24 protein-coding genes are annotated in these 24,276 nt (G+C 56.4%); 13 read left to right on the top strand and 11 right to left on the bottom strand.

Annotation, left to right across the window (positions count from 1 at the left end; all coding sequences use genetic code 11):
- Positions 1–2 precede the first annotated feature (2 nt).
- Genes RZ517_RS09250 through cobA form a run of 3 tightly spaced genes read right to left on the bottom strand, consistent with a single transcriptional unit; the run spans position 3 to position 2,243 of the window.
- Positions 3–1,151: a cytochrome D1 domain-containing protein gene (locus tag RZ517_RS09250; RefSeq protein WP_338547840.1), complete on the bottom strand. Its 1,149-nt coding sequence runs from the start codon at positions 1,149–1,151 to the stop codon at positions 3–5.
- Entirely contained in the window at positions 1,148–1,465 is a 318-nt protein-coding gene (locus tag RZ517_RS09245; RefSeq protein WP_338547838.1) for a c-type cytochrome, read from the bottom strand. Before RZ517_RS09245 ends, RZ517_RS09250 begins: the two co-directional genes overlap by 4 nt.
- Positions 1,458–2,243: a uroporphyrinogen-III C-methyltransferase gene (gene cobA / locus RZ517_RS09240; RefSeq protein WP_338547836.1), complete on the bottom strand. Its 786-nt coding sequence runs from the start codon at positions 2,241–2,243 to the stop codon at positions 1,458–1,460. Before cobA ends, RZ517_RS09245 begins: the two co-directional genes overlap by 8 nt.
- Positions 2,244–2,589: 346 nt before the next feature.
- On the opposite strand from cobA, the gene RZ517_RS09235 reads away from it, so the two are divergent.
- Genes RZ517_RS09235 through RZ517_RS09210 form a run of 6 tightly spaced genes read left to right on the top strand, consistent with a single transcriptional unit; the run spans position 2,590 to position 7,967 of the window.
- Complete coding sequence (locus tag RZ517_RS09235; RefSeq protein WP_338547834.1) at positions 2,590–3,042, top strand: c-type cytochrome; 453 nt, start codon at positions 2,590–2,592, stop codon at positions 3,040–3,042.
- 13 nt (positions 3,043–3,055) lie between these two features.
- A complete protein-coding gene (locus tag RZ517_RS09230) occupies positions 3,056–4,429 on the top strand; it encodes a cbb3-type cytochrome c oxidase subunit I (RefSeq protein ID WP_338547832.1) in 1,374 nt (457 codons plus the stop codon).
- Between the two features lie 2 nt (positions 4,430–4,431).
- A complete protein-coding gene (locus RZ517_RS09225; RefSeq protein WP_422395533.1) occupies positions 4,432–5,238 on the top strand; it encodes a CbbQ/NirQ/NorQ/GpvN family protein in 807 nt (268 codons plus the stop codon).
- 4 nt (positions 5,239–5,242) lie between these two features.
- Positions 5,243–7,189 (top strand): nitric oxide reductase activation protein NorD, encoded by a 1,947-nt coding sequence (locus tag RZ517_RS09220; RefSeq protein ID WP_338547829.1) that lies wholly within the window; start codon positions 5,243–5,245, stop codon positions 7,187–7,189.
- Positions 7,186–7,716 (top strand): cytochrome c oxidase subunit 3, encoded by a 531-nt coding sequence (locus RZ517_RS09215; RefSeq protein WP_338547827.1) that lies wholly within the window; start codon positions 7,186–7,188, stop codon positions 7,714–7,716. Before RZ517_RS09220 ends, RZ517_RS09215 begins: the two co-directional genes overlap by 4 nt.
- The gene (locus tag RZ517_RS09210; protein WP_338547825.1) at positions 7,713–7,967 is read left to right on the top strand and encodes a cytochrome C oxidase subunit IV family protein; all 255 of its coding nucleotides are present in this window, start codon (positions 7,713–7,715) and stop codon (positions 7,965–7,967) included. The genes RZ517_RS09215 and RZ517_RS09210 overlap by 4 nt, the downstream gene beginning before the upstream one ends.
- A 3-nt stretch (positions 7,968–7,970) precedes the next feature.
- Here the strand turns inward: RZ517_RS09210 and RZ517_RS09205 are convergent, their stop codons facing one another.
- From RZ517_RS09205 to RZ517_RS09185, 5 genes are all read right to left on the bottom strand, one after another.
- On the bottom strand, positions 7,971–8,555 hold the full coding sequence (locus tag RZ517_RS09205) for a DUF4202 domain-containing protein (protein ID WP_338547823.1): 585 nt from the start codon (positions 8,553–8,555) through the stop codon (positions 7,971–7,973).
- Positions 8,540–9,253 carry a Crp/Fnr family transcriptional regulator gene (locus RZ517_RS09200; protein ID WP_338547820.1) on the bottom strand — a complete coding sequence of 238 codons (714 nt, stop codon included), beginning with the start codon at positions 9,251–9,253 and terminating at the stop codon, positions 8,540–8,542. Before RZ517_RS09200 ends, RZ517_RS09205 begins: the two co-directional genes overlap by 16 nt.
- Positions 9,254–9,480: 227 nt before the next feature.
- The gene (locus RZ517_RS09195; protein WP_338547818.1) at positions 9,481–9,885 is read right to left on the bottom strand and encodes a cupredoxin domain-containing protein; all 405 of its coding nucleotides are present in this window, start codon (positions 9,883–9,885) and stop codon (positions 9,481–9,483) included.
- Positions 9,886–9,898: 13 nt separating this feature from the next.
- Positions 9,899–11,725 (bottom strand): NapC/NirT family cytochrome c, encoded by a 1,827-nt coding sequence (locus RZ517_RS09190; RefSeq protein ID WP_338547816.1) that lies wholly within the window; start codon positions 11,723–11,725, stop codon positions 9,899–9,901.
- Between the two features lie 75 nt (positions 11,726–11,800).
- Complete coding sequence (locus tag RZ517_RS09185; protein ID WP_338547814.1) at positions 11,801–13,477, bottom strand: cytochrome D1 domain-containing protein; 1,677 nt, start codon at positions 13,475–13,477, stop codon at positions 11,801–11,803.
- A 401-nt stretch (positions 13,478–13,878) separates the two neighbouring features.
- On the opposite strand from RZ517_RS09185, the gene RZ517_RS09180 reads away from it, so the two are divergent.
- From RZ517_RS09180 to RZ517_RS09170, 3 genes are all read left to right on the top strand, one after another.
- Positions 13,879–14,229 carry a hypothetical protein gene (locus tag RZ517_RS09180; RefSeq protein WP_338547812.1) on the top strand — a complete coding sequence of 117 codons (351 nt, stop codon included), beginning with the start codon at positions 13,879–13,881 and terminating at the stop codon, positions 14,227–14,229.
- A gap of 81 nt (positions 14,230–14,310) precedes the next feature.
- On the top strand, positions 14,311–15,813 hold the full coding sequence (locus RZ517_RS09175; protein ID WP_338547810.1) for an ABC transporter substrate-binding protein: 1,503 nt from the start codon (positions 14,311–14,313) through the stop codon (positions 15,811–15,813).
- 271 nt (positions 15,814–16,084) lie between these two features.
- The gene (locus tag RZ517_RS09170) at positions 16,085–17,242 is read left to right on the top strand and encodes a M20 aminoacylase family protein (RefSeq protein ID WP_338547808.1); all 1,158 of its coding nucleotides are present in this window, start codon (positions 16,085–16,087) and stop codon (positions 17,240–17,242) included.
- Positions 17,243–17,493: 251 nt separating this feature from the next.
- On the opposite strand, the gene RZ517_RS09165 is transcribed toward RZ517_RS09170, so the two are convergent.
- Entirely contained in the window at positions 17,494–18,159 is a 666-nt protein-coding gene (locus RZ517_RS09165) for a helix-turn-helix transcriptional regulator (RefSeq protein ID WP_338547806.1), read from the bottom strand.
- Between the two features lie 270 nt (positions 18,160–18,429).
- On the opposite strand from RZ517_RS09165, the gene RZ517_RS09160 reads away from it, so the two are divergent.
- From RZ517_RS09160 to sucD, 4 genes are all read left to right on the top strand, one after another.
- Positions 18,430–19,641, top strand: a complete 1,212-nt coding sequence (locus RZ517_RS09160; protein WP_338547804.1) for an aminotransferase class V-fold PLP-dependent enzyme — start codon at positions 18,430–18,432, stop codon at positions 19,639–19,641.
- Between the two features lie 15 nt (positions 19,642–19,656).
- Positions 19,657–20,640, top strand: a complete 984-nt coding sequence (locus RZ517_RS09155; protein WP_338547802.1) for a 2-hydroxyacid dehydrogenase — start codon at positions 19,657–19,659, stop codon at positions 20,638–20,640.
- 531 nt (positions 20,641–21,171) lie between these two features.
- Positions 21,172–22,356 carry a malate--CoA ligase subunit beta gene (locus RZ517_RS09150; protein ID WP_338547800.1) on the top strand — a complete coding sequence of 395 codons (1,185 nt, stop codon included), beginning with the start codon at positions 21,172–21,174 and terminating at the stop codon, positions 22,354–22,356.
- Positions 22,356–23,237: a succinate--CoA ligase subunit alpha gene (sucD, locus tag RZ517_RS09145; RefSeq protein ID WP_338547798.1), complete on the top strand. Its 882-nt coding sequence runs from the start codon at positions 22,356–22,358 to the stop codon at positions 23,235–23,237. The genes RZ517_RS09150 and sucD overlap by 1 nt, the downstream gene beginning before the upstream one ends.
- Before the next feature lie 87 nt (positions 23,238–23,324).
- On the opposite strand, the gene RZ517_RS09140 is transcribed toward sucD, so the two are convergent.
- Together RZ517_RS09140 and RZ517_RS09135 are read right to left on the bottom strand one after the other, a co-directional pair.
- Entirely contained in the window at positions 23,325–23,711 is a 387-nt protein-coding gene (locus RZ517_RS09140; RefSeq protein ID WP_338547796.1) for a cell division protein ZapA, read from the bottom strand.
- Positions 23,711–24,208, bottom strand: coding sequence for a hypothetical protein (locus RZ517_RS09135; protein ID WP_338547794.1), 498 nt, complete (start codon positions 24,206–24,208; stop codon positions 23,711–23,713). Before RZ517_RS09135 ends, RZ517_RS09140 begins: the two co-directional genes overlap by 1 nt.
- Positions 24,209–24,276 lie beyond the last annotated feature (68 nt).

The raw sequence follows: 24,276 nt of genomic DNA, 5'->3' as shown, positions 1-24,276 counted from the left end.
TCCTAGAGCCCGGTCTTATGCGCTCTTGCGGTGAAAAATATGCCCGAAGGCGTGTCGGCGGGGATTTCGCCAAGCTTCTCGAATGTGCGCGTGTCATAGATATCGATGCGGTTGGCGTCGCGAACGGACAGCCACACCTGATGCCCGCGCGGTGTGAATTCCATATGCAGCACGGCAGGCCCTGGTGTGAGCGTCTGAATGACCTCGCCAGTCAGGCTGTCGATCACCTCAACCGTGTCATTTTTGGGATGTGCGTAGTTCACCCAGACATGCCGCCCATCCGGGCGGGCGACGGCAAAAATGGGCTGGCCATGGGTGTCGGTGCGCCCGAGTTCTTCCAGGTTTGCGGAACTGACCCAAAGCACCTGATGATGCCCCACGGCGGGAAGCACAAACCGGTCTCCGGCCAGGGCCCAGCCTTCAAGATGCGGCATCTTGTAGACCGGTAGGTCCTGTTGACCCTTGCCGTAATCCGCAAGAATTTTTTTCGGTTGGGGTGTCTCGTCCCAAAGGTCAAACGCCGTCAGCCCGTCCTCGCCAAACAGCCCAACGATGTAGCGTCGGCCATCGGCTGTGATCAGCGCGTCATAGGGGTTAGCCCCGACATTCTGAAATTTCTGCAACAGCATCTCACCGCCCGAAAGATCGGCAATCCAGGTCTCACCTGCATCCCACAGGGAAAACACAAACTTGCGCCCCGGTGCATCGACCAAACCGATGGTTTTAGAGCCGGTGGGCAGATCGGCCACGAGGTCCAAAGTCTCGGCGTCAAAGATCTTCACGCCGCCCGGCTCATAATTCGACACGGCGATCAACGCCCCATCATCCGAGATGGCGCCACCAATGGAATTGCCCGCCTGAATAATGCGGTTGGCGATACTTTGTGTGACAAGATCGAGCTTGGTCAGCCCACCGTCCCGGCCAAACACATAGGCAAACTGTTGATCGGGTGAGAAAACGACGCTGGCATGGCTGAGATCACCAAAGCCCTCGACCCGTGCCACAGTGCCCATCTCGGATTGATCCACAATCAGAACCGATCCGGTGGCGCGTTCAACGACAACTCCCAGATCACCGGTGGCCACAACACGTTCCTGGGCGGCCACCAGACCGCCCATCAGGACAAAAAGAACACTCAAAAACGCCTTCATCGCTCTCGTCCTTGCAGGTAGTCGGCGATCCACATCGCCTCGCTTTCGGTCATCACCTGCCGCCACGGGGGCATCGCGGTGCCCGGAATGCCATCCAGGATGATGTCACGCAGATCCTCGCGGTCGAAATGCTGCATCACGTCGGGTGTGATTGGCCGACCTAAGCCACCCTTGAGCGTTAGCCCATGACAGGATCCGCAATCCTGCAGCACCAGCCGCTCCAACTCAGCCGGTGCGCGGTCCGTGTTTGTGTTGGCCAACGCTGCTGCGGCAAGTCCACATGTCATAAAAAATGCCAGCGCAAGCCTAGCCATGACCCACCCGTCCAAGCTCGGCCTCCAGCGGGATCGCCAACTCATCGGCCAGTTCAACCACACGACCAATCACCATGAGCGTAGGTCGCCGTTTGTCGATTGTGGCGGCCGTTGCGCCCAACCCGGCCAATGTTGTGAAATGACGTTCTTCGCTCGGGCGCGTACCATCAACCACAAGCATAACAGGCATATCCGCTGAAAGCCCACCAGAAATCAAACGCCGCGCAATCTCTGCTGCGTGGCCTCGGCCCATGTAGACCACCAAGGTTGTATCAGGGTCGGCCAGACCGTCCCAATCCAGATCAAGGTCATGCCCTGCCCTGCAATGCCCGGTCACAAGCCGCACGCCTGTGGCCAGTCCGCGATGGGTTAGCGGCACACCTGTTGTGCTGGCAATTCCTTGTGCAGATGTAATGCCCGGCACCACGGTGTAAGCCACACCCGCGTCGCGAAGCACTTCGGCTTCTTCCGAACCACGGCCAAAAACATAAGGGTCCCCACCTTTCAAGCGCACGATCTTGGAGAACCGATGTGACAGCGAGACCAAAAGCGAATTGATGTTCGGTTGCGGGAACGGATGATGATCCGGCGCTTTGCCAACGTCAATCAACTCCGCACCCGGACTGACCAGATTGAGAATGGGTTGCGAGACCAGCCTGTCATAGACCACCACATCCGCAGTTTCGATCAGCCGCAAAGCTTTAACCGTCAACAAATCAGGATCGCCCGGCCCCGCACCAATAAGATACACGTGACTTTGAATATGAACGGCTGGCATTGGCATGTCCTTGTCAAATCTGTGTAAGACGCCCCACCCAAAAGCGGGATGACATCGCTGAACACACATTGAAAAACAAAGCGATTCCAAAGAGAACGAGGCAGAAGTTGTCATGCGCCTGCGGCGATGTAATCTCGGGTCTCTTTGGCATCCTCCCAACGTGCAATTCTTGTCTTTTATGCGTAGCGAGAGGCGGCTCTGAGCTTCCTTGACTTATGTTAAGACGCCAGTGCGCTCGCACTGCTGCGACATAGCATCTTCACTCGTCTTGACTTTCGTTAAGGCCCCACCCGCGCGCCTTGCTCATTTTCTGTGCAACCCCTGTCACTACAGAAAGGAGCCCCGGATGAGCGAAGTTCTGACCAAGTCCATGGCCCGAAACATTTTTTATGGTGGGTCACTCTGTTTCATCGCGATCTTTGTTGGGCTATCGATCCATTCGCACCGGTACATTGTCACCACCTCCACCGCAGATGCGGAACTCACGGAGGCTGTCGCAGAAGGCAAGAAAGTCTGGGAGCGGCACGCCTGTATCAACTGTCACACGCTTCTTGGCGAAGGCGCCTATTTTGCACCCGAAGTGGGCAATGTCATGGAACGCTGGGGGGTCTTGGATGACCCCGAGGCCGCGTTTGAAGTTCTGGATGGCTGGATGTCCTCACAGCCCTCAGGCATCGAAGGCCGCAGGCAAATGCCCAATTTCGGCCTGAGCGAAGAAGACACCCGAAATCTGGCTGAATTCCTGCTTTGGACCAACAAAATCAAGACGCAGGACTGGCCCCCGAACGACGCGGGCTGAGGAGGGACAAAAGATGAAATATCAAACTCAAAAAATCGCCATGGCCTACTTCATGGTTGCTATGGCCCTCTTTGCCATCCAGGTTCTGGGCGGGTTGCTGGCGGGTTGGATCTATGTGATGCCCAACACGCTATCCGAGCTTCTGCCGTTCAACACTGTGCGCATGCTGCACACCAATTCTTTGATTGTCTGGCTGCTTTTGGGCTTTATGGGCGCGACCTACTTCATCCTGCCTGAAGAAACGGAGCAAGAGATTCACTCCCCAACGGCTGCTTATGCGCAGTTGGGCATTCTTGTTCTGGGCACGCTAGGCGTGGTCGTTACCTATGTCTTTAACCTCTTTGAGGGACACTGGCTCCTGGGCAAGGAAGGTCGCGAGTTCATCGAGCAACCCGTCTGGGTCAAGCTTGGCATCGTCGTGGCGGGGCTTCTCTTCCTTTACAACGTCACAATGACGGGTCTGAAGGGCAAGAAGACGGCCATCAGCAACGTTCTGCTGCTTGGGCTCTGGGGGCTGGTTTTGCTGTTCCTCTTCGCCTTCTACAACCCTGAGAACCTCGCACTGGACAAACAATACTGGTGGTACATCGTGCACCTTTGGGTCGAAGGCACATGGGAGCTTGTGATGGCGTCCATTCTGGCCTTCCTGATGCTCAAACTGACAGGTGTGGACCGGGAGATCGTGGAGAAATGGCTCTACATCATTGTCGCCACCGCGCTCTTTTCCGGCATTCTTGGCACCGGTCACCACTATTACTGGATCGGCACGCCGGGCTATTGGCAGTGGATCGGGTCGATCTTCTCCTCGCTAGAGATCATACCTTTCTTTGCGATGATGGCCTTTGCCTTTGTCATGGTCTGGAAGGGCCGCCGGGATCATCCTAACAAAGCCGCCCTGCTCTGGGCTCTGGGATGTGCCACGCTGGCCTTCTTCGGCGCAGGCGTCTGGGGCTTTCTGCACACGCTGCACGGGGTGAACTACTACACCCACGGCACGCAGATCACCGCAGCACATGGGCACCTGGCCTTCTTTGGCGCCTACGTGTCGCTGAACCTGGCGATCTTCACCTATGCCTTCCCGATCCTGTTCAACCGTGATCCCTATAATCAGGTGCTGAACATGGCGTCCTTCTGGATGATGGCTGGTGGCATGACCTTCATGACCTTCGTACTGACATTCGCAGGCACGGTGCAAACCCACCTGCAAAGGGTTCAGGGTGACTACTTCATGAATGTGCAGGACCAACTCGCCATCTTCTACTGGATGAGATTTGGCTCTGGCGTGGTCGTGGTGTTGGGGGCGTTGGTCTTCATCTACTCGATCCTTGTGCCGCGCAAAGAGATCATCACGCCATCTGATGAAGACTCCGCGGTTGCGGCAGAATGAACGTGGCCGCGACACCAACAACGGAAGGGGCGCAAGACGCCCCTTTCTATCTTGAACAGGGACCGGAATGTGCCCTCTTCGAGACCGCCTATCGCCATCAGATGCCGCTTTTGCTCAAAGGCCCCACGGGCTGTGGCAAGACCCGGTTTGTTGCGCATATGGCGGCAAGGCTTGGTCGGCCGCTTTATACAGTGGCCTGCCATGACGACCTGACAGCCTCTGACCTCATCGGGCGCTATCTATTAAAGGGCGGCGATACGGTTTGGGCCGACGGGCCGCTCACGCGCGCGGTGCGTGAGGGTGCGATTTGTTACCTCGACGAGGTGGTCGAGGCGCGCAAGGATGTCACCGTGGTGCTACACCCGCTCACGGACGACAGGCGCATCCTGCCCATCGACCGCACCGGTGAGACGCTGGAGGCTGGCCCCGGTTTTATGCTCGTCGCGTCCTACAATCCTGGCTATCAGAACATCCTGAAAACCCTCAAACCCTCGACGCGTCAGCGGTTTCTATCGCTTACTTTTGATTTTCCACCAGCCGAACAAGAAGTCCGGATTGTCACACAGGAAAGCGGTCTTGATGAAACCCGCGCCAAGGGTCTTGTCCGACTTGCCGGAAAGCTGCGAGGTCTCAAAGGTCAGGATCTGGAAGAAGGTGTGTCCACCCGGTTGGTGATCTACGCGGCCTCTCTCATAGCCCATGGCACACCGGTGGAACAGGCCATTGAAACAGCCATGATCGAGCCGCTCACGGACGATGACGACGTCAAGGAAGGGCTGCGCGACATCGTCACGGCTGTCTTCGGCTAACATCATGGAGGGGTTTGAACCCTGGGAGCCGGAGGAAACCGTTGGTAAGCTCTGGCATGCCTGGGCCGCGGGCTTTGATGCGCCGCCTGTATCCCCAGAAGCCGCCGTATATCTGGAAGATGAAGTGGGCCGTCTCTCAGTGCTCTTTCGCGGTCTGGGCGGTTCGGCATCGGTTGAAATCCGCCCCTGCCCGCGTCGCTTGTCAGAGCACCGTTTGTCGTGGCGACGCAAGCTCGGAACAGTCGCGGAAGAGGTTGAACAGGCGAGCTTTGATGGCGAAATCCTGCGCCTGCCTAATGAAATCACGGCCTTTGACGACCCAAGCCTGAACCGCGCCACATACACCTGGACAACCGCGATTGCCGCCTTTGCCACTCATTTTCCAGCGCCAAACCAAGATCCGCTTCAAACCGACCTTTGGAATCTCGCCGCCGTTCTGCAAGCCATTGACGCAGCAGAGGAACAGTGCCCAGGGTTAGCGCCCCTCACCCAGCGGCTCGCGGATGCTTATCTCAAGCGTCGCCCCGTTTCACGTTTGCCGCGCGCTGAGGCCACGTTGGAAAGTACGCTGCGCCATCTGCTGGGCACACCGGACCCCACGCCGGCGGTTCTGGCGCTTGGCACCGCGTTGAAGACCCAAGATGCAATGCTTTCGGAGCTTGTCGCCCCGCGCCGGTACAAGCCAATGCGTCCTGTGCCTTTTTGGCCTGTGCTGGTCCCGCCCGAAACTACGCGCGTGCCACGGTCCGAAGAGCCGGATCAGGGCCAAAACGACGAAAACAAGCAGGAAACTGTTGAGAAAAGCCTGAAAGGCAGCCGCAAAAAGTCTGATCTGTCAAACCGACAAGACAGCCTGATCCTGCATAAATTCGAGGCGATCCTCAGCTTCGCGGACTATCTCAATCTCAACCGCCGTGTAGATGACGATGACCCCGAGGCGGCCAAGAAGGCGCTTGATGATCTTGACGAACTCGCGCTGACGGATGTGTCCAAGGCCCCCAAAACGCGCTTCAAGCTACACCTTGATCTCGCCGCCGAAGACGTCAATCGCGAAGCAGTTGCCGGGAAATTCACCTATCCCGAATGGGACACGCGGCAAAAGCGGTACATCAAAGACCACTGCGCCGTTTTTGAGAACGTCATTGAGCCAGAAGCGGAACCCGCACCTTTCGATGCCGCAGCACAGCGCCGTATCCGTCGCGTGCGCCGTCAGTTCGAGGCGTTTCGTCCGCGGCCCCTCACCATCAATGGGCAGGTGGATGGCGACACGCTCGACCTCGACGCGGTGATGCGTGCACGGGCGGATCTCAAGGCCACAGGCGATCCGCGCGACACGCTCTGGTGCCGCACCCAAAGCGAAGCACGCGATCTGGCGGTGTCGATCCTGCTCGACACGTCCCGTTCGACCGAAAGCGCCGTGACCGGGCGCACGGTGCTTGATATTGAACGTGAGGCCCTGACCGCCCTGGCCTGGGGTCTGGAGGCCTGTGGCGATACGCTGGCCATCCACGGGTTTTCGTCCCTTCGTCGCGAACGGGTCTACGTGAACGAGGTCAAGGATTTCGACACGCCCATGGGGATGTTGATCGAACGACGCCTCGCGGCGCTCCAGCCTGGATTCTACACACGGCTGGGCACGGCGATCCGCCATGTTTCATCCAAGTTGCAACATCGCAATCAGGCACGACGCCTTTTGATTGTACTCACCGATGGCAAACCGAACGATCTGGACCACTACGAAGGACGTCACGGCATCGAAGACACCCGCATGGCCATCCGCGAGGCGAGGCGTCAGGGCCAAGCGGTCTTTGGCATCGCCATTGATCCCAAGGGCCAAAGCTGGTTCCCGCGCCTCTTTGGCACCGGCCATTACGCGGTGATTGCCCATCCGGACAAGCTGACCACTGCTCTGCCGCAGCTCTATCGACAACTCGTCGGAGGCGGAGGATGACCGCCACAACCGCCGCCAAGGGCCTGCCCGGCGAGCTGATGATGTGGGTCCTTATTTTTTCCGAACTGGCCGTGTTCGGCGCGGGTCTGGTCATTTTTCTGGCCCTGCGCATTTTCGACCCGGATGGTTTTGCCCACGCACAAACAGCGCTTTTACCTGCCCTTGCAGGGGTCAACACGATCGTCTTGATCACGTCAGGCTACATGGCGGCGTTGGCCGTGAAATTCCCAAACAGGGCCCGGCGTCTTTTGATTGGCGCGGCCTTGTTAGGGGTGATGTTCCTTATCCTCAAAGGCATGGAATTTCAGCATAAAGCTGACCTCAATATCACCTTTGAAACCCATGATTTCTTTATGTTTTACTACCTTTTGACTGGATTTCATGCGGCTCATGTTCTGGCGGGTGTTGGCATCTTGCTTCTTGTCGCCAAAACCCGCGTTCCCGCCCATATCCAAACCGGTGCTGCCTTCTGGCATATGGTGGATCTGGTGTGGATCCTGCTATTTCCAGTGATCTACCTGCTATGACCGCGCTGGACCGAGCCTGGCTGGGACTGGCCCTTTTGTCCGCGGCAACCACCATTGTCGCGCTGAGCCCACTCTCTGCGCCCTTGAGCGGGGCTTTGATCCTGATCTTTGCCTGGGCCAAGGCCCGGTTGATTTTTCTGTGGTATCTCGAACTGGCCGACGTGCCCGCCTGGCGGGGCGGGATTCTCTTTGGGTTGGGGCTATTTTCGCTGCTGCTGTTTGGGCTTTACGTCATCGGCACGTTGGTTTGAGTTTCAGGCCGCCCGCACCGCCAATTCGAGATCTTCGGGAAGATCAAATTCTACCAAAACACGGCTTCGCGCACCGTCTGACAGTTTCCGCGCTGTCTTAGCCACGATATCGACCACTTTTTCGAAAGGGTGCTTTTCGGCAAAGGCTGCGAAGTAAAACTTAAGAAAGACCATACAAATCACATCCTCAAGCATCTGCACTTCCGGATCGCGTTTAATGCCTTCCTTGCGCAACAGCACACCGACGCGTGCACAGCTTTCCGCGTCATACCCTGCATCCGCCATGAGACCCGCCAACCTCTCGCCATGGGCGCGCCCCTGATCCCGGCGCCAGGTTAAATACCCTGCACGGCCTTCGGGATAGTCGCTGCGCAGTATCTTCCAGCGTTCGATATGCTGACCACGCGCGGCGATCTTCAGAACGTCGGACACTTGATCCCCAAACAACCGATCCAGTTCGGCACTCATGCGCTGGCCATAAAGCTGCGCTTCGGGCACCTTTTTTCCGGACGCGTCCAGATCGTGCCCGGGATCTCTTGCATTTACGGCGTCAATCGCCCGCAACACTTTGTTTAATGCGTCAGACATTCTTTTTGGCTCCATGAGAATGAGGGGTCTTCATCTGCATATTCGATCAGGCGTTCGACTGACGCGATGGTTGCGCGGTTCTTCACGATCTTGACGCCATGTGGCTCAAGCCGCCGGAAGGACCGCGAGAGAGATTCAGGCTTCATACCCAACCAGCTGGCGATCAGCACCTTGTCATACGGCAAAAGCACCGTGCATTCGCCGGTTTCCTCCCTGCACAGCCCTAACAGGAAATCTGCTATGCGTTGCGTCCCGGTATGTGATTTGAGCTGTTCCAACTGGTCCACAAGGCCGCGATTGCCTTCAAGCATGACGGAAAACAATGCTCGGCAAAACGGCAGGTTGGTCGCAACCGCGTGCCACAAATCCTGGCAATCAAACTGCAGCAACCGGGCTTCTGATACGGTTTCTGCCCCGGTTTGATAGACCTCATCCCGAATGGCCGCAACTTCGCCAAAGCATTGTCCGCGCGTTAGAACCGCGACAACGGCTTCGCTGCCGCAGGGCGACATGCGGTAAAGTTTGACCCAACCATCCAGCACGATAAACATGCTGTGCGCGCGCTCGCCCTGTAAGTGAATTGACGCACCTCGCCCCAGATCCTTAACGCGCCCTTTTGCTAACAAAGGGGTCGCATCCTCTTTTGGCATCGATCTAAAGACAGGTGCGCTCAGCGCAATATCCATCACTGATTTCATGCAGACTCATGTACCTTCCCGGCCTTTAAATATTGGCCTCAGCACCGGGTTTCCTCCCTCGACGCTGCAGTCGATTTACCTTCAAGCGAATCACATCTTGCCGAGTCGGTCCTTGACTTTGTTCAAGGCCACCTAAATTTAGCTGTTTGCTTGTTTCTCAGAATTTTCGGGGATTTGAGTTAACCGCAGGTGAATCCGGATGCTTCACCAAGATCGACCCCAGTTATTTATTCTGTGACCGTCACCATGCCGATCATCTCTTGGGTTTCCCAATGCGGACCACAAAGATACTCCTGCGGGTCACCAGCAACGAGGAAGGTGAATTCAATCGATTCTTCAGGGAAAGCTCGATCCGATTCAGGCTCATTGGGCACGATCACGCTGTGACTGGTGCGCTTGTCGACATTGACCCAACGCACGGTCGTGCCCACCGGGATCGTGATCTCGCGCGGGCAGAAGCTGTATTTATACATGGTGACCACCGTGACGCCCTCGGCCTCTGCGGACGGGGCACCGAACATCTCGACATACCGCTCTTCCGCTTCTGCGCAGAGTTCGGCCTGCTCGTCTGATGCAACCGCCCCTGTACTCGCCAGTGTCAAAAGAGCCGTCAGACAGAGTGCCCGTTGCATGGAAATATCTCCTTTATTGCTGCACCACATTGATCTGGGCCTCGGCATTGTCCAAGGCCATGCTTGTGTTCAATGTCACGTGATGGAACCGCGCGGCGGCAAAATCATCATGAATAGCGAAGCCAACCGTGTAGGTTTGTCCCGGCTCAAGCGGCACATCGCCCTCACCACCCGTCAGAGGCCGCGAGAAGGTCACAGTCCATTGCCCGGCCTCAAGCACAGCAGATGCAGCCATTTCTCCCTCGTTTTGCACGCGACGCTCAAGCAGGTAACCATTGGACGACGATCCATCCGCATAGACCCGCAACAGATCAAGGAATGTGCCCCCTTCCAGATACGCAGCAATCTCATCGGCTGATTTCAATTGATCCCAGCCGCCTTGTGGCTTGCCGCCACGGCCGCGGATCTCGATATCGGACCGGCTTTCGGAAAGATACTTGGTGATCGTTTCTGTGGCTTCCAGACGGCCCGCAACATCGCCATTGGCGGCAATTGCCTCGGCGCCGGGGTCAAACGGCATGTAGGTGTTGTCCGCGTGGCACGAGGCCCAGCATCCCACCTGTTCGCCCAGCTCGATGCCCGTACCCGTGATCATCATAGCCACTTTGATCTGGTTCTCGGGGTCCATCTTGCCGCCGTCCACGAATGGAGTAGGGCTATGCCCGGCATCGGACCAGGACATGCGGAAATAGATATTGTCTGCATCATGGGCGGCCTGCACCGTGGCATTGATCACGCCACGTTTGCCGGGAATGGGCGTTGGTTCAATCTCACCGCCTTGTACGATGTTGTTGCCGATGGTTTCCAACTCGGCGGCATGACAGGTGGAGCATTGATCGCCCCCCTTGGTCAGAGGGCGTGCGCCGCCATGCTGTTTGCCGTTTTGGACCCATTCAAAGCTGGCCTGGCCAGGGTAAAAGAGCGTCAGATCCGTGGCCGCAACACTGGCCCAATCCACGCCAGGGGCCACATCTGCGTCGCCACCACCACTTGCGGCAGTCGTCTGCGCGGCACCGCCTTCGCTCGAAGCGACCTCCGTGCCTTCGGCTTCGATCTTGGCGCGTTCGTCAGCACGCGCTGTTTCCACCGCCTCGGCAATCTGTGCCATCATGGTTTCGCGCTGTGCTTTGTCGGCTTCCTTCTTGGCGGCGGCCTCCTCGGCTTCCTGAGCCGTGATCTTTTCAAGCGAGGCCAGATATTCCGCCGGGATCTCGCGTACGAAGTCCGGGTTTGGGGCCTCCAGCTTTTCCAGGTAATCCTCATCCGCGCGGTCGCGCAAGTCGGAATGCGCGATGCCCTTGTGGCAATCAATACAGGTTTGCCCGGCCTCCATCGCATTCAGGTGCTGCTGACGCGCACGGGGCTTCTGAAACTCGGGCAACATGGAATCGAAGTGGTGACAGTTGCGGCATTCGCGACTGTCATTGGCCTTCATCCGCTCCCATTCATTCATCGCCAGATGCAAGCGCTTGGCCTCAAACTTTTCTTCGGTATTGATGGTGCCCACGATCTTGCCATAAAGCTCCCGGCTGGCCTTGATCTTGCGGATCATCTTGTGCGTCCAGTCTTTGGGCACATGGCAATCAGAACAGGCCGCCCCAACACCAGACCGATTCACATGGTGAATGGTGCCTTTGTATTCTTCGTAAACAAAATCGCGCATCTCGTGGCACGAGACGCAGAATTCTTTGGTGTTTGTCGCTTCCATGGCGGTGTTAAAACCACCCCAAAAGACAATCCCGGCGATAAATGCGCCGGCGACACCGGCAAGTGGCATGCCCCAGAAAAGATGGCGCTTCCAGAACGGTGGTTTGTCTTGGGGTTCAGGGGTCTCGGCCATGGGACTAACACTCCGATGTCTTACTGTAAGGTAAACGGGCGAGCTCTTCGGCCCGCCCGTTTGATGATTTTAAGATCAGGTGACGTGGTTCGATCGGTTGTAGACGTTGAACTTACCGGTCGGGGCAAAGAGCCCTTTGACCCGCGCCTTCTCTTCCAGCGTCTTGGCATCGTAGATCACGATCTCACCATTTGGCTCTTTCGAGGTTGAGCGGTTCCATTTGGACACCCAAACCTCAGACCCATCCTGGTTGAACTCGAAGTGGACTGCGACGTTGCCTTCCTCTTCGGTCAGCTGGATCGTCTTCACAATCTCGCCGGTCTCTTTCGAGATTACCTGCACCGACTGCTGGATTTCCGGCTCTGGGTGCTTGGTTTGGTCCGCCCAGATATAATCCGATGTCGGATGCGTCCGGATGAACAGACCCGCGCCATCGGTTTCCACCTCATAGCAGACCTTCCAGGCGTTGTCGGGATGACCTTCCGGATCATTGCCCCAAACCGTCACGGTGCCTTCGCCAAGGTGCGTTGTCCCGGCCACTGGTCCACAATTCGGATCGTTCCAGTTTGCCCCAGGTCCGGGGTGTGGCAGAGCCGCGGTATCGATCATCGCTTCCAGTTTGTGGGTTTGCGTGTCAACGACCACCATCTTGTTGGACGCGTTCGCAGCGATCTGGAAGTACCGGCCCGTTGGATCAAAGAACCCGTCATGCAGGAACTTGGCCGAGTTGATCTTGTCGATCCGCAGATTGTCGAGATCGGTGTAGTCGACCTGCCAAAGCTGGCCGAGTTCTTTCACCGCAACAATCCATGTGGGCTCATTTGGCGTAGTATAGATCGCCGCCACACGGGCCTCTTCCACATAGTCGCCATCCACATTTACACCGCGGGTTGAGACAACCTTTTTCGGCTCCATGGTTTCGGCATCAACAATCGCGAAGTGCGGTGGCCAGTAAGCCCCACCAATCACGTATTTGCCGTCGCCCGACACCGCCACGTCACGTGCGTCATAACCAATGGTGACTTCGGCCACGAGCATATTCTCGGGGTTCTGCCACAGGTCGATCTTGGTCATCTTGCCGTCACGACCCATCGTGTACCAGAAGCGTCCGGGATTATCCGGCTCTTCCAGCTTGTGATGCTCAGACGCTTTTAGAACGTGCACGGCATACCCGGTTGGGATATGTGCCAGCACCTCTTTGGTGTCGCCGTCAATCACAGCCACCTTGCCCACATCGCGTTCGATCACGACAAAGAAGTTTTCCCAGTTCCGGCCATGCAATGGCTCAGAAGGGTAGTCTTCTGGCTCGACGTAAACCTTGCGGGTTTCCATCATCTGCGCCAGCGACATCTCTGGCGGCTTCGGCGGCTCCATCATGATGTAGGTCGCCATGTCGCGGATCTCATCCTCGGTCATCACGTCCGAGAAATTGTTCATCCCGCCTTCGGTACCCCAGGCTATAATCTTTTCAAGCCGCTCTTGGCCAAGCTTGAGCGTACCGCCTTCTTTCACAGTGCCGTCGGCGGCCTCTTGTTTCCAGGATGGCTCCAGGTTTTTACCTGTAGCACCCTTCCTGAGCACGCCGTGACAGCCGGCGCAGCGTTCGAAATAAAGTTGTTTTGAGGCTTCAAAAGCCTCTTCGCTCAGCGTCGGTTCCTGCGCAGTAGCAGGCAATGCCAGGCTGCCGAGCAGCATGGCAAGACCGGTACCCAATGTACGGCCCGAAGCTGAGAAAGTGCGTCCAAGGAACATGATCACTCTCCGTTTGCTGGTGAGACCCATTTGTTATGAGCCGCCCCCAAACAGGCATCCTTGACTTATGTTAGGCTGTGTCAGTCGGCCCTCTTCACGGCATGATGAGCGACGCTCGGGTCGCCAAGAAAGCAGTTGGAACTCCGTCAAATACTCGTGTCAGAGAAACGTCGGATCGCCACATCAAGTGCGGATCGGCACAGAGTGCTGTAATCAAGACGCTGTTCTTCGCTTCGCCACAATTCACGTGGATTGAAACACTAACCGGAAAAAGCAACCCTGTTTACCTGAACACTGTTTCTTAAAGCTTTGCAAATTAAGACTAAAATAAGACAATTTTTGACTGCTTCTACACCAACAAATACTCTCAAGACGTTCATTAAATATTGGGGGTAAACGTTATGATACTCTATTCTAAATTTGAAAATTCCATGCGGGCTAGTTTTGCTATCGCGTTGGTCGCCACGTTATCAGTGGCCCCGGCTGCCCAGGCGTTTGATGCCTCTGGTGGAGCCGGTTCCGGCAGCGGCGCATCTGGTGCTGCCGATGGTGCAGGTGGCGGTGATCGCAGCGGTGAAACGCATGGTGTTGAGGATCGCGGCACGTTTTCCAGCCCGCTCGCTGTGGCTCGCGCGCTCAATCCCGACGCGACATCAACACCAACCTTCAGCTCCACCGGTGTGCTACCGTCAAGTCCGTTTCTGACCAATCTCAGAACCTGCTCGGGCATCAATGATCCGCGCTGCCGCTGACATTGTGATCAGAACAATCCTTTGAATCACTTGATCCCTGCTGCTGAACCCGCAACACTGCGTAAACAGCAGGGAACAAGAATGAAAAAACGTGCTTTCTGGCTGGCATCGCTGGCCACCGCAATTTCACTTGGCCTGGCCGCACAGCCAGCCGTCGCAGACGGCGTGTTCCGCATGGCGCATGACGTCGGCTCCGGCGGGCTATCCAGTCTTGATCCTATCGACAAGGGTCGCGTGCTTCAGATCACCGAAAAGATAATGAACCGGCTTATCCGACCCAGTGCCGAGGGACGTCCTTCGCCTGATCTGGCCAAGTCGTGGTCCGCCAACGAGGATGGAACTGTCTGGACCTTGAAATTGCGTGAGGACGTGCGGTTCCACGATGGCAGCCCCTTTGACGCGGATGATGTGGTTTATTCGCTAACGCGGGTGCTTGACCCTGAACGCGATAGTCCGGCGCGCGCAGTCATCGAAATGGTCACTGATGTCACGGCACTTGATCCCTTCACCGTGCAACTTACTCTCGCTTCAACTTTTGCCGACCTGCCCTTGCAGCTCATGGATCCGCGCTTGCGTATGATCCCAGAAGGCTCAGACGACACCATCGCCAAAACCGGCATTGGCACCGGTCCGTTCAAAATCTCCAAGTTCGACGCCGATGGCATCACTATACTGGAAGCTAACGAGGATTATTGGGAAGGCGCACCCAAACTAGAGCGCATCGAACTCATCGGCATACCCGACAGCAACACCCGTCTGCAGGCGTTTCTTGCCGGCCAGCTTGATATGGAGCGCGGGGTCAAACCGCTGATGCGCCGCGCTTTGCTGCGCTCGGACCGTTACGTGGTACAGGACATTCCCACGGGCAATTGGTCTGGTCTTGTTTTTCGCACCGATGTGGCCCCGTTTGACGACATGCGCGTACGGCAGGCTCTGCGCCTGGTGGTTGACCGCGAAGAAATGCTGAAGCTTGCCCTCGACGGTGGTGGTACGATCAGCTGTGATACACCCGTGGCACCAAACGACCAGTACCGCGCCGACCTCGATTGCCCTCGGGACATCCAACGCGCCAAGGACCTTCTGGTCGAAGCGGGTTATCCCAAAGGCCTCAAGATCAAGCTGCATGTCGCCCCAATTGATGGCGTGTGGTCCTCTATGGCCGTAGTGTTTCAACAACAGGCCGCAGAAGCGGGTATTCACGTCAAAATCGTCAACGCCGCCGCCGATGGGTACTGGTCTGAGGTCTGGATGAAAAAAGACACCTTTGCCACAAGCTGGGGCGAACGCCCGGCACATCAGGCCCTCAGCGAAGCATTTTCATCCGAGGCCAAGTGGAACGAAAGCTACCTTAGCGATCATAACTTTGATTTCGCCCTGGAACGCGCACAAGCCAAGCTGGACTTTTACGAGCGCAAACAGGCCTATATCGACGCGCAGGAGTATCTTGCTGAAATTTCAGGCACGCTGATCCCCTTCCACCGAAGCCAGTTAGTCGCCCTCTCTCCCCGTGTTCGCAACATGCCCGCCGTCAAAAGCGACCGCATCTTGTGGCACGAGGTGGACGTGGCAGAGGAAGGGTCGTGAGCATGGATCAAACTGAGACTTAGAAGCAGGGACCGATCTTAACCCTGGCCTTTGACATGCGCCGCCAGATACTTCGGCGGCGTTTTGAATTTGCACAGCAGGGTTTTGTGAGAGCAGACATGTCTCAATTGCGTCACGCCTTGCCGCGCACCACATTGACGCCTTTCAAGGCTGTTGCTCCAAATGCCTCAAGCCACAACCTAGTGCTTTGAGTTGGGCATCCGTTGCGTCTACCATCATGATGTCCGCCATCTGAGAAAGGGAATGACATTTGACCCCGACTGAATTAGCCGAACCAATGCGCGAATGGCGGCGTCATCTGCATGAAAACCCTGAATTCGGGTTCGAGGAAGAGGAAACCGCACGTTTTGTTGTCGCGCGTCTGAGAGAATTTGGGTTCGACGACATTGAGACGGGCATCGGTGGAACCGGCGTTGTCGCAACGCTGCGCTGTGGCAGCGGTGGGCGAACCATAGCTCTACGGGCCGATATGGACTGTTTGCGCATCCAAGAAACTACCAATCTGCCATATGCGTCGTCCAAGCCGGGACTTATGCACGCCTGCGGTCACGATGGTCATACCGCCATCCTTTTGGGAACCGCCGCGGCATTGGCCCGTGATGGTGGGTTTGATGGCACGGTACGGTTTGTGTTTCAGCCAGCTGAGGAATGGGGCCAGGGCATGAAGGCCATGATCAAAGACGGTCTGGGGTCGCGGCTCGGTTTTGATGAAATCTATGGGTTGCACAACATGCCTGGTCTGCCGGTAGGTTCGTTTGAAATTCGCCCCGGACCCTTTATGGGCGCAGAAGACGGATTTCGGATCGTCGTGCGTGGCCGTGGTGGTCATGCATCACGTCCGGATGACTGCCGCGACGCGATTGTGTGTGCATGTGCCATTGTCGGTGAGCTGCAGACGATTGTATCGCGGTCGATCAATCCGGCGGAACTGGCTGTGGTGTCTGTGACATCGATCGGTGGCGATAACGTCACGAACGCTATTGCAGGAGAGGCCTGGATCGAAGGCGATTGCCGCCACTTTGATGATGCGGTCAGCCAGAAGATTGAGGACCGCATGCATCGCATAGCCGAAGGCATGGCGACGGCCCACGGATGCAGTGTCGAGGTGGTCTATGATCGCGTTTTCATCCCCACAGTTAACGACGCGCAGGCCACCGACCACTGCCTCAGCGCAGCGACAGCGGTGTTTGGGTCTGAAAACGTCAATGGCGATGCGCCGCGGACCGGCGGGGCCGAAGATTTCGCGCAAGCCCTGAAAATAGCGCCCGGCGCATTCGCGTTCATCGGAAACGGGGACAGCGCCCCACTTCACAACCCGGAGTACGATTTTAATGACGCCGCGCTTGTGCCGGGGGTTCAGTGGTTTTTGGAACTGGTTCGACGCCGTTTACCGATCAAAAAGGCGTAAGCGTCAAAATGTCTTCTTATGCCTGCGCAGAGCGAGCAATACCGCGCAAGTCGCGAAAAACTAAGATTGCTCGCGCACAGTGTAAAATCTGTCAATCCGGGGCGTTTCGCGGCTTTTGCGAACATCTGTTCCGCATGTTTTTTGGGAAACGCTCCGACGTGGTGCCAGCTCCTTGCCACAATCTGTGCAGTCTATTCATGCGCCTGATCTTTTTGAGGCTTCGGTGGACAAGGTTCGCGCGTAACGGTTACTCAATAGTTCCCGGCTACATATTTCGCAATCGCGGCCCCGCGGGAGTTCACTTCAAGCTTCTGATAGATCGCTTTGAGGTAGTATTTCACCGTATTCTCGCTCAGCCCCAGCCGTGCGGAAATCTGGAAATTCGTCAGTCCATCGCCCAAAAGCCCGAGGATCTCATGCTCGCGCCGCGACAGGGTATCCGCCGCTTCGGACGTCAGCTTACGCAAGATATCCGTAGGCACAATTGAATGGCCCTCGATCAGCTTGCCCAAAATGCGCGGCAGGCTGGTGAGAACCTGCCCCATCATGCACACTGAATTGGCCCCGGACTTGATCGCTGTGCGGATAAACGCGAATTCACTGTCTTCGGCCACCACGACAACCATTACCTCCGGATGGTCCTTGCGCACCATATCAAGCACGTGCGTCAAATCCCCATCCGCCAGACGTACACCGAGAATGAGGATTGTCTTACCCCTTGCCCTCGACAGCAACGCCTTGAGACTGGCCTTGTCGGTTGCGTATTCACCAAGCTCCACCTCGGCAATCTGCGCCACAAGAGACCCGATTCCCTGACACACAATCAATTGGCGGTCCGCCACAATCACATGCGGCAGGTCATCTGTCGGAATGGGAGGGTTTTGAGCCAATGCCATCATATCCCGGGCAATTTTCATACCGAATCTCTCTTTCGACTATAGCCATCTGCCCAGTTTCAGATGGTATGCTTTACGACACTAGAGCATCAGAACCCGATGAAATCAAAAGAAAATTCCGCATACAAAAGTATGCCGACTGGGATTTCGCGGCTTTTTCTCACCCTTGCGGGTAGGAATTACCTACCCTTCGGGCAGTTTCGGGCGCTTTGACGAAAAAACCCTCTTTTCAGACGAAAATTGCATGTTAGCTCCGTCGATCAACGAGACTGATTATGGAGCGCGACGACGATGAACGGATTTCAGCACCTTTACATTCCTGGGCCCACCAATGTGCCTGAGCCTGTGCGTCAGGCGATGAACCTGCCCATGGAAGACATGCGCGCTCCGGACTTCCCGGATTTTGTCCAAGGTCTGCTGACTGATCTCAAAAAGGCCTACCGCATGGAGACAGGTCGGATCTTCGTGTTTCCCTCTTCCGGCACCGGTGCCTGGGAATCGGCGATTCAGAACACACTGCAGGCCGGCGACAAGGTTCTTATGTCTCGGTTTGGTCAGTTTTCTCTTCTCTGGGTCGATATGGCCGAGCGTCTGGGCCTTGATGTCGAATTGATCGACGTCGAATGGGGCAAAGGTGTACCGATCGAAGACTATGCGACGCATCTTGCTGATGACAAAGAGCACAAAATCAAAGCTGTGTTTGCGACGCAAAACGAAACCGCCACAGGCGTGACGTCAGACATAGAAGGCGTGCGAAAGGCGCTGGATGCCGCTGACCACCCAGCGATGCTGTTTGTTGATGGCGTTAGCTCCATTGCCTCAATTGAATTTGAGATGGACAAATGGGGCGTGGACCTTGCCGTCTCCGGCTCTCAGAAAGGCTTCATGCTTCCTGCAGGTCTTGGCATTCTTGGCGCTTCGGAAAAGGCACTTGCCGCGAACAAGGCTCTGGCCGATGCTGGCATGGCGCGCTGCTATTTCAGCTTTGAAGACATGATCAAGCTGAATGACACCGGGTATTTCCCATACACACCAGCGACCCAACTCCTGCGCGGCTTGCGCTGTTCGCTGGACATGATGCTGGAAACGGGCATGGAAAGCATCTGGGCGCGTCACAAGCGCTTGGCAGAAGGCGTTCGCGCCGCTGTGGACGCTTGGGATGGATGTGAATTGGTGGCACGCGGTCCCGAGTGGCACTCGGACACCGTTTCGGCGATTTACGCGCCTGAGGGTGTGGACGCACGCGACGTGATCTCGACAGCCTATTACAAGTACCAAACGTCGTTAGGCACAGGTCTCAACAAACTGATGGGCAAAGCCTTCCGCATCGGACATCTGGGGTCTCTCAATCCGGTCATGCTGTGCGGCGCGATTTCAGCGGCGGAGATGGCATTGGTTGACGCCGGTGCAAAAATTGAGCCAGGGTCCGGAGTGGCCGCGGCACAGGCACAGTTCCGTGCGACCACACCCAATGTGAATGCGCCGGTCGTAAAAGCGGCCTGAAGGACAGGAAGATAAATGAAAATTTTGGTGACCAGGGCCTGGCCCAAGGCGGCAGAGAGCCGTCTTGAGCAGGCCGGGCTTGGCGAAGTGACGCTGCGCAATCCCGACACGTCCATGAGCCACGATGAATGGATGGCCGCGGCAGAAACCTATGACGTGATCATGCCCACCGTCTCGGATAAAATTCCGGCGGAGTTTTACCCGGCCGCGAAAGGCAAGCTGAAGATCTTTGCCAATTACGGCGTAGGTTTCAATCACATTGATATCGATGCGGCGCACGCCAATGGTATCGCGGTCACCAACACGCCTGATGTGCTCACTGATTGCACTGCTGACTTGGCGATGGGCCTGATGTTTGCCGCCGCCCGCCGTATCGGCGAAGGTGAGCGTGAAACACGGGCTGGTGGCTGGAAAGGCTGGCGGCCCACGCATATGATCGGCAAGAAGGTCACCGGGGCCACGCTTGGTATCATTGGCTTTGGCCGTATCGGTCAAGCGATGGCGCGCCGGGCGCATAACGGGTTTGGCATGCGCGTGGTGTTTCAGGATGCGTGGAACGTGCCAGACGACATCAAGGCGGCCAACGGCAATGCGGAACAGTTGGGCTCGATGACGGAGGTTGCAGCGCAATCCGATTTCCTGTCCCTGCACTGTCCTGGCGGTGCTGACACCTACAAAATGATCAACGCCGATGTGTTCGGCGCTTTGAAACCCGGCGCGATCCTAGTGAATTCAGCGCGCGGCGATGTGGTGGATGAAGATGCGCTCTTTGATGCGCTCGACAGTGGTAAACTGTCTGCGGCGGGACTGGATGTGTATCACAATGAACCTGCGCTTGATCCGCGCTTTCTAACCTATGACAATATTGTTCTGGCCCCGCATCTGGGAAGTGCCACGGATGGCACGCGCGAAGCCATGGGCCATCGCGCCATCGATAACTTGGAAGCGTTCCTGAAAGGTGAGCGTCCCGGGGATCTGGTAACGCCGGGCCAGGATTAACTCGGTCTTAACAAAAGAGATCAAGTATCGGGCCATGACACAAAATGGCACGATTACGCCTGAACATTGGATGGCAGGCATCTTTGCCGCAAAGGCCGCGCGCGATGGAAGCGTGATCAGGCGGAGCGTACGAGATATCGAACGTTATGTTGGTCGGGCTACATTCCTGCGAGAGCTTGAGCGTCGCGGATTTCAAGCGGTCGAGAATGCCGGCCAGCTAGTCATTTTTTGTAACCGCGAACCGATACGCCGCATTTTGTAGAAGCGTGTTTGCCGCAAAGGAATTGGAAAATTGCAATTTTCCAATGTGGAATTTTGCAAAATTCCACATCCCTGTGAAACGACATGTAGCCAAAACACTATGACTTTAATAAGAAAATCCACACCTCCGCATCCCATTGCATCCAGAAAACCGTTCAACGGGTAGCCCGCGCCTACCCGCGGTGCGTAATTTCTTACCCGCAGGGACATAGCGAAAAGAACTACTTTCCCCCACGATAAGCTTAGACACTTTAAGGGAGGATCCTTTTGATGGATATCCACGAATACCAGGCCAAGAAACTGCTCAGCAAATTCGGCGTTAATATTCCGCGCGGGGGCATTGCATATAGCCCAGAACAAGCTGTGTATCGCTGCTCCGAACTTTCGGGCGACTCTTGGGTGGTCAAAGCGCAAATCCATTCAGGTGCCCGCGGCAAGGCGGGCGGTGTTCGCATCTGCAAAAGCGAAGAAGAGATTTGGGATGCCGCACAATGGATGCTTGGCCGCAAACTTGTGACGCATCAAACCGGACCTCAAGGCAAGATGGTCAGCCGCCTTTATATCGAGGAGGCCACGGATATTGCGCAGGAAATTTACCTGGGCTTCGTGATGGACCGCAAATTGGAACGCGTGGTTGTGGTCGCCTCTGCTGAAGGTGGCATGGAGATTGAAGAGATTTCTGCCGAAGAGCCTGACTCGATCATTCGGTCTGTCGTTGACCCGGCCGTGGGCATGCAGGCCTTCCAGGCACGTGAGATTGCGTTCTCCCTTGGGCTCGAACCACAACTCATCGCGCAGGCGAGCAAGACTATCATGGGTTGTTATCAGATGATGTCTGAGATGGACGCCAACATGGTTGAGATCAACCCGCTCGTTGTGACCACCAGCAATGAGATCGTGGCGCTTGATGCCAAGGTGAGTTTTGACACCAATGCGCTTTACCGACACCCCAAAATTTCCGAGCTGCGCGACAAAAGCCAGGAAGATCCACGCGAAACCTATGCCGGTGATCGCGGCCTGAACTACATCGGCCTTGAAGGTGAAATTGGCTGCATCGTGAATGGCGCGGGCCTGGCCATGGCGACGCTCGACATGATCAAGATGGCCGGTGGGGAACCTGCCAACTTCCTCGATGTTGGCGGCGGAGCGAGCCCTGAGCGGGTTCTGAAATCCTTCAAGGCGGTGCTCAATGATCCCAATGTTGAAGCCATCCTTGTGAACATTTTTGCAGGCATCAACCGCTGCGACTGGATCGCCGAGGGGGTGATCCTCGCGGTCAAGGAGCTTGATCTGAAAATGCCTTTGGTGGTGCGTCTCTCGGGCACAAATGTCGAAGAAGGTCTCAAGCTGCTCGAAGAAAGTGGCCTGAACATCGAAACAGCGAATTCGTTGGCCGAGGCCGCGGACAAAGTCGTCACAGCATGGCGCGCAACTCAAATGGCGGAGGCAAGCTGATGGCTATTCTCATCAACAAAGAAACCAAGGTCTTGGTCACCGGCATCACCGGCCGCATCGGAAGCTTTCACACCCAGGACATGATCAATCACGGCACCAATGTCGTGGGCGGCGTGACACCGGGCAAAGGCGGTAGCAAACATCTGGGTCTGCCTGTGTTTAACACCGTCAAAGGCGCTGTGGCTGAAACGGGTGCGGACCTTGTGGTCAGCTTTGTGCCCCCTCCCTTTGCTGCCGATAGCATCATGGAGGCTGCGGACGCGGGTATCAAAACATGTGTTTGCATCGCCGATGGCATCCCGGCGCAGGACATGATCCACGTCAAACGCTACATGCGCCGCTACAAAGAAGAAAAGCGCATGCGCCTCATCGGTCCCAACTGTGCGGGCATCATTACACCGGGCGAAGGCTTTGCCGGTCTGATGCCGCCGCATATCTACAAGCCTGGTCGCGTGGGCATCGTTGGACGCTCAGGCACGCTAGGATATGAGGCGGCCAGCCAGATGAGTGAGCGCGGCATTGGCGTGTCATCCTCCATCGGCATCGGCGGGGATCCGATTAATGGATCAAGCTTCAAGGATATTCTGGAACTGTTCGAGGCCGATCCTGACACAGATGCCGTGGTTCTGGTCGGTGAGATTGGCGGCCCGCAAGAGGCCGAAGCCGCTGAATACATTCGGGATCACATGAGCAAACCGGTCGCGGCCTATATTGCGGGTCTTTCGGCCCCCAAAGGCCGGCGTATGGGCCACGCCGGGGCCATCGTGTCAGCCTTTGGCGAATCCGCACAAGAAAAGGTCGACATCCTGCAAGAGGCCGGTGTGACCATTGTCCCTACACCGTCTTCGTTTGGTGATGCGGTCGAAAAGATGGTTGCCTGACTTCCTCTTCCCAAGCGCAATCATGCAAAGTTCCGGCGCAGATGTTGCGCCGGAGTTCTTTTTTAACAGCGACTTAGGCGCGTATCCTTAAGAAGATTCGGCGCGTTCCGCCAGCGCTTCGGCTCGTTTGGCAAGAGAATCGAGTGCTGCCAAAGCGGCCTGAGGTATGACAGGAACTTCGATGCGCTGAACCTCACCAGGTTGAGCATTGCGCAATTGGTCAAGCTCGGCTTCTTTCTCAGTCATTTTGTCCTCAGATTCGCGCAGCTTGTCCTGCACGCCTGCGGTTTTATCAGCCAACATCAATCCCGCCATCAGCAACATACGCGCTTCTGGAATGCGCCCAATCTGCGCTGTCAAAAGACTTGCCTCTTCGTCGAGCATCGCGGCTGCCGCCCGCAGATAGTGTTCCTCACCTTCCTGACAGGCGACTTCAAACTTGCGACCGCCAATTTCCACATCAACTTCTGGCATTACGCATTCTCCTGCTCATTGGCACCCGCATCAGATGCACCGTCGATCAAGGCTTGAAGCTCGTCCATCACCGCAACGGTTTCAGCCCGCTCAGCGTCCCGACCAGCCCGCAGGCTTTCCAACTCGGCCATCATGGATTTGTTGATCAAATGCGGCTCACCCACGCCTTCGGAATTAGCAATCCGCAACGCGGTGTTATTTTGTCTAAGTTGCTCATTGGCCTGACGCAGGGATTGTAACTGGCGATCCAGTTTAGCAAGCGCTTGTGTGCTTTGCTCACGCACCTGATCCAGTTCCAACAGCAGGGCTTCTTTGCTATCTTTCAGAGACTTTACTCGTTCTTCCAGCTGTTCATTGGCCAGTTTTTCATCATCCAGAGCCTGCTGCAGCTCTGCGGCGACCTGTGCATCGCCTGTGTCGCTCCGCGCATCCAGTTGCCCCCCAATACGGTCCAACGCGGCACTGATCCTGCGCTGATACTCTTCGATTTCGCTCATATTCCTCTGTCCCTGTCGTCATGCGGCATCAAACTCATCGCGAATCGTTTGGGTGCCTAATTGAAGGT

It is taken from the genome of Roseovarius sp. S88 (assembly GCF_037023735.1).
GTDB classification, from domain to species: Bacteria; Pseudomonadota; Alphaproteobacteria; order Rhodobacterales; family Rhodobacteraceae; genus Roseovarius; species Roseovarius phycicola.
This window is presented reverse-complemented; position numbering and strand designations above follow the sequence as displayed.